An 8,546-nucleotide genomic window follows, 5' to 3' on the forward strand; every position below is an offset into this window, starting at 1 on the left:
AGCCTGACGAACACGATCGGACCGGAGGTCCCCGCCCCGGCCCTCACGAGCGCCGGCGGCGACGTTCCGGACTATTTCGCCCTGCTGAAGCCGCGGGTGATGGTTCTCGTCATCTTCACCGCCCTGGTCGGCATGGTGGTCTCCCACGGGCACGTGCAGCCGGCGATCGGCGCGATCTCGCTGCTCGCCATCGCGGTCGGCGCCGGTGCCTCCGGCTGCCTCAACATGTGGTGGGACGCGGATATCGACGCCGTCATGAGCCGCACGGCGACGCGGCCGATCCCTGCGGGCAAGATCACGTCGGAGGAGGCCCTCGGCTTCGGCCTGTTCCTGTCGGTCGCGTCCGTCCTGGTGCTGGGCCTCACCGCCAATTGGCTGGCCGCGGCGCTCCTGGCCTTCACCATCGTGTTCTACGCGGTGGTCTATTCCATGTGGCTGAAGCGGGCGACGGCGCAGAACATCGTCATCGGCGGCGCCGCGGGCGCCCTGCCGCCGGTCATCGGTCAGGCGGTGGTGACCGGCTCGGTGGGCATCGAGTCCCTGATTCTGTTCGCCATCATCTTCATTTGGACCCCGCCCCACTTCTGGGCGCTCGCCCTGATCAAGGCCGACGAGTACGCCCGCGCCGGCATCCCGATGATGCCGAACGTCGCCGGCCCGGCCTCCACCCGCCGCCAGATCGTGTGGTACTCGCTGCTCCTCGCGCCCCTCGGCCTCGTGCCGGTTGCGCTCGGCTTCGGCGGCCTCGTCTACGCGGTGGTCGGCCTTGTGGGCGGCCTCGGTATGGTGGCCTTCAGCATCCGGGTTCTCCGGAACCGCGAGGGCGATTCCGAAAAGCGTGCCGCCATGGGCATGTTCGGCTTCTCGATCCTCTACCTGTTCGCGCTGTTCTCGGCGCTCCTGGCCGAGCAGAGCTTCGGCCTGTTCCGCCCGGTCCTGGGCTGAGCTCCATGGCGGATCCCGAGATCCAGTACCGGCCACTCACCCCCGAGGAGGAGGCGCGCCGCCGGAAGCGCTCCGTGGCCATCGCGCTGGCCCTCGGCGCCTGGGTTTTGCTGTTCTTCGTGCTGACGATCGTCAAGCTCGGACCGCAGATCCTGAGCCGGCCGCTCTGAGGAGTTCGCGATGACAGCTGCCCCTTCCGGTCCGGGTCGCGGCGCCAAGCGTACCGCCATCGCCTGCGCCGGTCTCGCCGTCGGCATGGTCGGCCTCGCCTTCGCGTCGGTCCCTCTCTACAACGCGTTCTGCAAGGCGACCGGCTACGACGGAACGCCCCGCCAGGGACCGGCGCTCGCCGCCTCCGCGGCACGCACCGACGACAGCATGGTCGTGCATTTCGACACCAACGTCGCGCCGGGGCTGTCCTGGAAGTTCGTCCCGGAAGTGAGCCGCGTCGAAGCGAAGCTCGGCGAGACGAAGACCGTCTTCTTCCGGGTGCAGAATGTCGGCAGCGCACCGTCGGCGGGTGTGGCCACCTTCAACGTCCAGCCCGGCCTGATGGGCGGCTATTTCGTCAAGATCGCCTGTTTCTGCTTCAACGAGCAGACGCTTCAGCCCGGCGAGACACTGGACGTGCCCGTGGTGTTCTATGTCGATCCGGCCGTCCGGGACGATTCGAACACCGCGCATCTCTCGGAGATGACGCTGTCCTACACGTACTTCGCCTCCAAGAACGGCCAGCCGGTCAAGGCGACGGTGGCGAAGTCCGGTTCTTCGGAGACGAAGGGCGATTTCTGATCGCGGACCCGTGACAAGACGGGGCTGCACCGACTAAACGTTCGGGCAAGCTTGGGTGTGGTGTCGGCCGCGCCCGGCCAAGAGCAAGCAACGAACAGCGTAAGGCCGGATGCCGGGAACGGCGCGGGGCACGAGGGTGAGGAGCGACGGGACGATGGCCGAGGCGCACGCCAAGAATCACGACTATCACATCCTGAGTCCGAGCCCGTGGCCGTTGATCGGGGCCTTTTCAGGCTTCCTGATGGCGTTCGGCGCCGTGTTCTGGATGAAGAGCCTCCAGATCGGCACCCTGAGCCCAGGCCCCTACATCTTCGGGGCCGGCACGATCGGCGTCCTCTACACGATGTTCTCGTGGTGGCGGGACGTCGCCCACGAAGCCAATTCTGGCGATCACACCCGCGTCGTCCAGCTGCACCACCGCTACGGCATGATGATGTTCATCGCCTCCGAGGTGATGTTCTTCGTCGCGTGGTTCTGGGCCTACTTCGAGGCCGCGCTCTACACCGCCGATCCCATCCAGGTCTCGCGTGTGGAGTTTACCGGCGGCGTCTGGCCGCCGAAGGGTATCGAGGCCTTCGATCCTTGGCATCTGCCGCTCCTCAACACGCTGATCCTGCTGACCTCCGGCACCACGGTGACCTGGGCCCACCACGCGCTGATCGAGGGCGACCGCAAGGGCCTGAAATACGGCCTGTGGCTGACGATCATCCTCGGCGTTCTGTTCACAGCCTGCCAGGCCTACGAGTACAGCCACGCCGAATTCGGCTTTTCGGGAAGCATCTACGCGTCGACATTCTTCATGGCGACGGGCTTCCATGGCGCCCACGTCATCATCGGCACGATCTTCCTCGCGGTCTGCCTGTTCCGCGTCTATGCGGGCCAGTTCACCCCGCGCCAGCATCTCGGCTTCGAGTTCGCCGCATGGTACTGGCACTTCGTCGACGTCGTATGGCTGTTCCTGTTCGCCGCCATCTACGTGTGGGGCTCGGGCGTCTTCCACGGCGGCGGCGCTCACTGAGACCGAAGCATCCCGCCGATGCATGGCGGACCTGCGAAGGGCGGCTCAGGCCGCCCTTTTGCATTTCCGACGCTTCGTGATCCCCATATCGGATAGGACGGCCCGGGCGCGGGACGACCGGGGTCCGCGCGGAGCTGTTCTGGAGTATGCCCGTGGACAACCGAACCTATTCGCCGCCGCCCCCGATCCCCACCGGCCTGCGCGGCCGGTGCCCGCGTTGCGGCGAGGGACATCTGTTCAAGGGGTTTCTCACCCTACGCCCCTCCTGCGAGGCCTGCGGCCTCGACTACGCGCATTTCGACTCCGCGGATGGGCCGGCCTTCTTCGTGATGTCGATCGTCGGCCTCATCGTCGTGGGCCTCGCCCTGTGGCTGGAGATCACCTACGAGCCGCCGATCTGGGTTCACGCCACGGTGGCACTGACACTCTCCGTCGGGCTCAGCCTGATCCTGGTTCGACCGCTCAAGGGCCTTTTGGTCGCCCTTCAGTTCAGCAATCGGGCCGAGGAAGGGCGCTTCGAGCCGTGACCGCTGCCGAAACGAAGCGGGCCGCCTGGCGCGATCTCGTCGCGCCGGGAATCGCGTCCTTGATCGCTCTGGCCATCCTGCTCGGCCTCGGGACATGGCAGCTCGAACGCAAGAGCTGGAAGGAAGACCTGATCGCGCGGATCGTTCGGCAAAGCCGGGCCGAACCCGTGGCGCCCCCAACGGCGGAGGCCTGGACTCCGGAGCGTGACGAGTTTCGGCATGTCCGGGTCTCCGGGCGATTCCTCAACGATCGGGAGACCCTCGTCCACGGCCTGGCAGCCGGCGAGACGCCGGGACGCGCCCTGCAAGGCTTCTATGTTCTCACGCCCCTGCGCCGCGACGACGACAGCATCGTGTTGATCAACCGGGGCTTCGTGCCCACGGAACTGAAGGCGCAGGGTGATCGTCGGGATGGCCTGATCGAGGGGCCGACGACGGTCACTGGAATCCTCCGGTCCAGCGAGGCCCGGGGGATGTTCGTGCCGGAGCCCGACCCGGCCCGTGGCGAGTGGTTCAATCGGGACATCGCCGGCATCGCCGCGGCCCGCGGCCTCGGCACGGTGGCGCCCTACCTGATCGAGGCCGATGCCGTCCCGGGACAGACGACCTGGCCGCGGGGCGGTCAGCTGCGCGTCGACCTCCCCAACAACCATCTGCAATACGCGTTCACGTGGTTCGGCCTCGCCGCCTGTCTGATCGGCGTCTTCTCGGTCTTCGCGTGGCGGCGCCTGCGCGATTCGGCCGAGCCCCGGGCGGCCTAGGACAAAATCGAACTCTTTGGCTCCCGGCGAGGAAAAGTCTCGCGGGGTCCGGCTGAAAAACAGCAACCCGTTCCTTTGACCGCGCGCCGTCGCTCCAGAATACTTTCTGTGTTCTGGATCGATCGGCCGCGCAGTGCATAGTGTATTCAGTTCGCGGCGATCTTCCAAAGACGACACGGCGCGTGGCCGCCGTGCAACTGAGGTAGCGCCGGATGACAAGCCATTTCGCCGATGACCCGCGGCGCGAGCCGATCCGCTTCGCCTACTGGGTGCCCAACGTTTCCGGTGGGCTCGTGATCAGCAAGATCCCGCAGCGGACGAGCTGGGATGCGGAGTACAATCGAAAGCTGGCCCAGATCGCCGAGGCGGCGGGGTTCGAGTACGGGCTGACGCAGATCCGGTTCACCGCCGGCTACGGGGCTGAGTACCAGCACGAATCGGTGGCCTTCAGCCACGCCCTGCTTGCCGCGACGACCAAGCTCAAGGTCATCGCCGCCCTTCTGCCCGGACCGTGGCATCCGACCCTCGCCGCCAAGCAGATCGCCACGATCTCGCAGCTCACCGAGGGGCGCATCGCGGTGAACATCGTGTCCGGCTGGTTCTCGGGAGAGTTCCGGGCCATCGGCGAGCCCTGGCTCGATCATGACGAGCGTTACCGCCGGTCCGAGGAATTTATCCGGAGCCTGCGCGGGATCTGGACGCAGGACAACTTCACCTTCCGCGGCGATTTCTATCGCTACAGCGACTACACGTTGAAGCCGAAGCCCGCCCAGCCGCTGCCTGAGATCTTCCAGGGCGGTTCGTCGCGGGCGGCGCGCGACATGGCGGCCCGCGTCTCCGACTGGTACTTCACCAATGGCGGCACGCCGGAGACGATCCGGGCCCAGGTGGACGACATCCGCGCCAAGTCGGCCGAGACCGGCAATTATCCCCGGATCGGCGTGAACGCCTTCGTGATCGCCCGCGACACGGAGGAGGAAGCCCGCGCCGTCCTTCAGGAGATCATCGACAATGCCGACTCCGAGGCCGTGAAGGCTTTCGGCCACGAGGTGAAGAATGCCGGCAAGGCCTCGCCCGAAGGCGAAGGCAACTGGGCGAAGTCGAGCTTCGAGGATCTCGTTCAGTACAACGACGGCTTCAAGACCAACCTGATCGGCACGCCCGACCAGATCGCCGAGCGGATCCTGGCGCTGAAGGATGCCGGTGCGGACCTCGCGCTGCTGGCCTTCCTGCACTTCCAGGAAGACGTCGCGTATTTCGGCGCGCACGTGATCCCCCGGGTCCGCGCCCTCGAGGCCGCCCGGAACCGGCATGCCGAGGCAGCCTGAGCGTCGCACGCCGATCCGTATCCTGCCTGACTGGAGTGAGCCATGAACATCGCCGTCGATGCGCGCACGCTCGCGCCGGAGCGCCGTCAGGGCGCTCCCGGCCCCGCGCGACCGCCCTCCCCCGCCCATGTGATCCGTGACGATGCCGAGGCGCTGGCCGTCGCCCAGCGGCTGGCTGCCGCGTTCCGGGGCGGCGCCTCGGAGCGGGACCGCCACGCCGCACGACCGCTGGCGGAACTCGACGCCTTCTCTCAGAGCGGCCTCTGGTCGATCAACGTGCCGCGGGCGTATGGCGGCCCGGAGGTCTCCTACCGGACCCTGGCCCAGGTGATCGCCATCCTTGCGGCTGCCGATCCATCGATCGCGCAGATCGCCCAGAACCATCTCGGCATCCTGGCTGCCATCCGGACCGTGTCGGACGAGGCGCAGAAGCACCTGCTCTTCTCGGAGGTGTTGCGCGGAACGCGGTTCGGCAACGCCTTCTCGGAGCGCGGCACCAAGCGGGCGGCCGATTTCGACACACGCTTCACCGATGACGGCGACCACGTCGTCGTGCGGGGCCAGAAATTCTACGCCACGGGCGCCCTTCTCGCGCATCTCGTGCCGATCGTGGCGCTCGATGGAGACGGGCGTGCTTGGTACGCCATCGCCGAGCGGGACGCGCCCGGCCTGACGGTAATCGACGACTGGTCGAGCTTCGGCCAGCGCGGTACGGCCAGCGGGACCGTGCTGATCGAGGACGTGCGGGTTCCCAAGAGCCATCTCGTCCCCGCCTGGAAGGGCTACGAGGCGCCCACCGCCGACGGCGCGGTGTTCCAGATTATCCAGGCGGCCGTCGATGCCGGGATCGGCCGCGAGGCCCTGGACGACACGATTCGCTTCGTTCGCGACAAGGCCCGCCCCTGGATCGATAGCGGGCTGGAACGGGCCTCGGACGATCCCTACACGATCCACGCGATCGGCGATCTGACCATCCGGCAGCACGCCGCCGAAGCGCTGCTCGACCGGGCCGGGCTCGTCCTCGATGCGGCCGTAGCGCGACCCGATGCCGAGGCGGTCGCCGCGGCACAGATCGCCGTGGCCGAGGCAAAGGTGCTCACCACCGAGGTGGCCTTGGCGGCGTCAAACAAGCTCTTCGAGCTGTCGGGCACCCGCTCGACCCTGGCGGCGGAGAACCTCGACCGGCACTGGCGGAACGCCCGCACGCACACGCTGCACGATCCGGTCCGCTGGAAATACGCGATCGTGGGCAACCACGCCCTGAACGGCGTGAATCCGCCGCTCCACGCCTGGAGCTGACGGTTCTACAGAACGGGCAGTCCCCGGGCCTTGGCCTCCTCGCCGGGCTCGACATGAATGGTCACCACGGCGCCGGGAATCGTCGTTTCTAAGGCGGATTCCAGCCGGTCGCAGATCGCGTGGGAATCCTCGACGGTCATGGCCCCGGGGACGACGAGGTGGAAATCGATGAAGGTGGCCTGACCGGCGGAGCGGGTGCGCACGTCGTGCGCCTCCAGCGCGCCCTCACCGTGCTGCGAGATGAGCGACCGGATCTGGCTCACCATCTCGGCCGGGGCGGCCCGATCCATCAGGCCGTCCACCGATTCCCGGACCATGCGGAAGCCGGACCAGAGGATGTTGAGCGCCACGAGCCCGGCCACGACGGGGTCGAGGACCGGGTACCCGGTCAGGATGACGGCGCCGACGCCGGCAAGGACACCGCAGGACGTGACAACGTCGGCGAAGACGTGACGCGCATCGGCGATCAGAGCCGGCGAACGCCAGCGCTTGCCCCACCGCATGAGTGCCACCGCCCAGGCGGCGTTGATGATTCCGGCCCCGAAGTTGATCGCGAGGCCGATCAGCGGCGCGTCGAGGGGCTCCGGAGCGAGCAGCCCGGAATAGGATTCGCGCAGGATCAGCAGCGCAGCCACCACGATCAGCGCGCCCTCGATCACCGCGGAAAAGAACTCGGCCTTGTGGTGTCCGTAGGGATGGTCCTCGTCGGCCGGACGCGCGGCGACCCGCAGGGCCACGAAGGCGCCCACGGCCGCGACCACGTTGATGATGCTCTCCAGCGCGTCGGAGTACAGGGCGAGGCTGCCCGTGAGCCACGCGGCGTAGAATTTCAGCGCCGTGACGGCGAGGCCGATGCCCGCGCTGAAGAGGGCGGCTTTCTGGGTGCGGTCCATGGATTGCGCCGTTGGGGTGACGCCGCGCCCATACGGCACCCGCCGCGGCCAAGGCCACGGCAAAGGTTCGAGACCGTCGAAAACGTGTTAGCCGCGGCTATGTCTCCGACGGGGTCTCGCGGCCCCGGGCAACCTCGCGCCGTCGGCTCAGCTCCGCCTTGGCGTGGGCGACCTCGGCCTTGCGGAGATAGCGCCGACGCTGCCAGGCGAAGCGCGTCGCGGCGGCCAGGGTCTCCAACCGAGCGGCCTCACGCTCCCAATAGCCGAGGAGCTGGCCGTCCAGGGTGATGGACCGGCGGGGCGCGCGGGGGGGCACGCGGGTCGTCACGCGGGGCGATCCCGCGACGCCGACGGCTCGCCCGTCTCGGCAACGATTAGCGCGTCCGGATCGCCGCGGAAGCTGCCGGCACCGGTATCCGGAACGGGGACGCCGGGGCTGCCGAAGGGCTGGCTCGGATAGGCCGATTCGAACTTCGCGCGGGCGGCTTCGGGATCCTCGGCCTTCAGCACGATCTCGGCTGTGCCGGGCAGCGGCCAGCGGGGGTCGGCGTCATCACGGGGGCGAACGGCGTACCAGGGCATGGATCGAGGACCTCGCGTCTCGGTGACGCGGAAACGGGCGCACTCCCCGGCGGTTCCGCGGTTGAAACCGCGTGCCGTTCGGTGCAGGCAGCCGGCGATGCGCGTGGACCTCTTCGATTTCGACCTGCCGGAAACCAGCATCGCCCTGCGCCCGGCCGAGCCGCGCGATGCCGGGCGGCTGCTCGTGGTGCAACCCGGCCTGCCGCCAGCCGACCGGACCGTGCGCGACCTTCCCGGCGCCCTCCGGGCGGGCGATGCCCTGGTCTTCAACGACACGAAGGTGATCCCCGCGCGGTTGAACGGTGTCCGCACGCGTCCCGGCGCCCCGGGCCAGCGCACGGAGGTGTTGCTTCACCTGCGCGAAGCCCCGGATCGCTGGCGCGCTTCGCCCGGCCGGCGAA

At 68.2% G+C, this 8,546-nt stretch carries 12 protein-coding genes; 9 read left to right on the forward strand and 3 right to left on the reverse strand.

Annotation, left to right across the window (positions count from 1 at the left end):
- The first annotated feature begins 3 nt into the window (after positions 1 to 3).
- From I53_RS07310 to I53_RS07345, 8 genes are all read left to right on the forward strand, one after another.
- Positions 4 to 945, forward strand: coding sequence for a heme o synthase (locus I53_RS07310; RefSeq protein WP_043348512.1), 942 nt, complete (start codon positions 4 to 6; stop codon positions 943 to 945).
- A 5-nt stretch (positions 946 to 950) separates the two neighbouring features.
- On the forward strand, positions 951 to 1,115 hold the full coding sequence (locus I53_RS33770) for a hypothetical protein (protein WP_043348492.1): 165 nt from the start codon (positions 951 to 953) through the stop codon (positions 1,113 to 1,115).
- Positions 1,116 to 1,125: 10 nt separating this feature from the next.
- On the forward strand, positions 1,126 to 1,737 hold the full coding sequence (locus I53_RS07320; protein ID WP_043348494.1) for a cytochrome c oxidase assembly protein: 612 nt from the start codon (positions 1,126 to 1,128) through the stop codon (positions 1,735 to 1,737).
- Between the two features lie 154 nt (positions 1,738 to 1,891).
- Positions 1,892 to 2,755, forward strand: coding sequence for a cytochrome c oxidase subunit 3 (locus tag I53_RS07325; protein ID WP_043348496.1), 864 nt, complete (start codon positions 1,892 to 1,894; stop codon positions 2,753 to 2,755).
- 146 nt (positions 2,756 to 2,901) lie between these two features.
- Entirely contained in the window at positions 2,902 to 3,282 is a 381-nt protein-coding gene (locus I53_RS07330; protein WP_051044717.1) for a DUF983 domain-containing protein, read from the forward strand.
- Positions 3,279 to 4,043 carry an SURF1 family protein gene (locus I53_RS07335; RefSeq protein WP_043348498.1) on the forward strand — a complete coding sequence of 255 codons (765 nt, stop codon included), beginning with the start codon at positions 3,279 to 3,281 and terminating at the stop codon, positions 4,041 to 4,043. Before I53_RS07330 ends, I53_RS07335 begins: the two co-directional genes overlap by 4 nt.
- A gap of 212 nt (positions 4,044 to 4,255) precedes the next feature.
- The gene (gene sfnG, locus I53_RS07340) at positions 4,256 to 5,371 is read left to right on the forward strand and encodes a dimethylsulfone monooxygenase SfnG (protein WP_043348501.1); all 1,116 of its coding nucleotides are present in this window, start codon (positions 4,256 to 4,258) and stop codon (positions 5,369 to 5,371) included.
- A gap of 42 nt (positions 5,372 to 5,413) precedes the next feature.
- Complete coding sequence (locus I53_RS07345) at positions 5,414 to 6,670, forward strand: SfnB family sulfur acquisition oxidoreductase (RefSeq protein ID WP_043348503.1); 1,257 nt, start codon at positions 5,414 to 5,416, stop codon at positions 6,668 to 6,670.
- 5 nt (positions 6,671 to 6,675) lie between these two features.
- Here the strand turns inward: I53_RS07345 and I53_RS07350 are convergent, their stop codons facing one another.
- The 3 genes from I53_RS07350 to I53_RS07360 form a co-directional block, all read right to left on the reverse strand.
- Entirely contained in the window at positions 6,676 to 7,563 is an 888-nt protein-coding gene (locus I53_RS07350; RefSeq protein ID WP_043348505.1) for a cation diffusion facilitator family transporter, read from the reverse strand.
- Between the two features lie 97 nt (positions 7,564 to 7,660).
- On the reverse strand, positions 7,661 to 7,891 hold the full coding sequence (locus I53_RS07355) for a hypothetical protein (protein WP_244538815.1): 231 nt from the start codon (positions 7,889 to 7,891) through the stop codon (positions 7,661 to 7,663).
- Positions 7,888 to 8,145 carry a hypothetical protein gene (locus tag I53_RS07360; protein ID WP_043348508.1) on the reverse strand — a complete coding sequence of 86 codons (258 nt, stop codon included), beginning with the start codon at positions 8,143 to 8,145 and terminating at the stop codon, positions 7,888 to 7,890. The genes I53_RS07355 and I53_RS07360 overlap by 4 nt, the downstream gene beginning before the upstream one ends.
- Positions 8,146 to 8,242: 97 nt before the next feature.
- On the opposite strand from I53_RS07360, the gene I53_RS07365 reads away from it, so the two are divergent.
- The coding region (locus tag I53_RS07365) for an S-adenosylmethionine:tRNA ribosyltransferase-isomerase (RefSeq protein WP_043348509.1) at positions 8,243 to 8,546 on the forward strand (304 nt) is incomplete at its 3' end.

This window comes from Methylobacterium sp. B1 (assembly GCF_000333255.1).
Classification (GTDB): Bacteria; Pseudomonadota; Alphaproteobacteria; order Rhizobiales; family Beijerinckiaceae; genus Methylobacterium; species Methylobacterium fujisawaense.